Annotated in this window: 1 protein-coding gene; it reads left to right on the top strand. The window is 40.5% G+C overall.

Translation table 11 applies throughout. The features are described from left to right. Window positions 1-263: 263 nt before the first annotated feature. A complete protein-coding gene (locus tag AC805_RS16255; protein ID WP_082429519.1) occupies window positions 264-1,457 on the top strand; it encodes a glycosyltransferase family 4 protein in 1,194 nt (397 codons plus the stop codon). The last annotated feature ends 182 nt before the right edge of the window (window positions 1,458-1,639 follow it).

Here is a 1,639-nt window from a genome sequence, read left to right as displayed (position 1 = left end):
GTAGATTGCATCTAAAATTTGGATAATCATTCAGATGTTAGCAAAATTTTTAAATTGCGGTAGTAATTAGCTAGGCATAATTAAAAAACAAAACCAGAGAGCATACCGCCCGCTGCGCGGGCGGTATGCTCTTCTGGGTTTTAAGTTTACTTATGCCTAGCTACTTAATGATTATGCTGAGCGAGATGTAAATAAAACAAAGAAAAAATCAAATCGTTTTGATGGTAATGTTTGGATATTTTAGATCGAGGTGAATTTTACCTGTGAACTCCCCAAAAAATGTCGGTTTTCTCCTCAGCCGAGTTGATTGTAACGATGGAATTGCTTCCCACTGTGAGACGTTAATGCGGGGTCTCAAGAATTTAGGATGGAAAGTGGTTTTGATCACTGGGAAGGTAAGTTTTGATTCATCTTCTCTAAAACGTTTTGAGTCACTCAAGGAATTATCGGAGGAATGGATAGTCATTGATGATTTCAATCGATCGCTTCCATCTTGGGCGACAGTTTCACAAATTTTAGGCGCGGTGAAGCGACTGGAAATTCAAGTTTTTCATGCTCATGGCTACTCAATGCTACTTGTAGCAGCTATTGTAAAAGTATTTACGCAGATTAAATGCATTGCCACATCTCACCTTCTCAAGTCGGCTAATTCTGGTAAAGTTGCAGATAGTAATCCTGAAGGTTATCGGGAGAGATTGAAAAAATCTATTCTCAAACAGTATCTCAGATTTTTTGCACCCCATACCTTTATTGCCATTTCATCGGATATCGAGCAATGGTTGATGGAGGACATTGGTATTGCTAAATCGCAAATAAAGAAGGTTTTTAACGGTATTAATACTCAATATTTCCATGTACCTAATCCTGAAGAGCGGCGACAATCAAGGGAGAAGTTTAATCTGTCTGAGCGGGATTTTGCGATCGCTTTGGTGGGGAGAACCCAATGGGATAAGGGGCATAAACTACTGATCGATGCGGTGAATCAAATTGTGGCACGCAATCCTCAATCTAACTGTAAATGTCTGTTTGCAGGTTCGGGAGATCAGCGGGAAGAAATAGAAGCCTATGCCTTAGCCAATGCTCAAAATCAACAAAGATTTCTGTTTCTTGGTTATGTAACCGAACCTCGCCAAGTTTATTGGGCTGCCGATGTGATTGTTTTACCTAGTCAAGCGGAGGGATTTCCTCTCGTAATTGTGGAATCAATGGCTTGCGGAGTCGTACCTATCAGAACACCTGCTGCGGGTGCTTACGATCAAATCGAGGATGGGGTAAATGGCTTTATTATTCCTTTTAATGATTTAGAGATGCTGTCATCGCGATTGCTCCAGCTATCAGAAAATCCTGATTTGCGATCGCGTATGGTGGAAAATACCCTGAAATTTACAGCGCAAAAATTCACTCTAGAATCCATGACTTTAAGCACAGTTGCCGCCTATGAAGAGGCTATTAAATAATGTTACTCCCTGCCCAGTGAAGAATTAGACGTTGCGGCGCGAAGCGCCGCAACGTCTAATTCTTCACACTGTCTCATTTAAGATTGCGATTAACTTAAAATCCCTAATTTCATAACTAATTTCTGGAAAATATTTCTATGAAGATAACTGTAGTTGTGCCAACCTATCTGCGTCCTCAAGAC

The sequence above is a fragment of the Pseudanabaena sp. 'Roaring Creek' genome, assembly GCF_001402795.1.
Lineage (GTDB): Bacteria > Cyanobacteriota > Cyanobacteriia > Pseudanabaenales > Pseudanabaenaceae > Pseudanabaena.
This window is presented reverse-complemented; position numbering and strand designations above follow the sequence as displayed.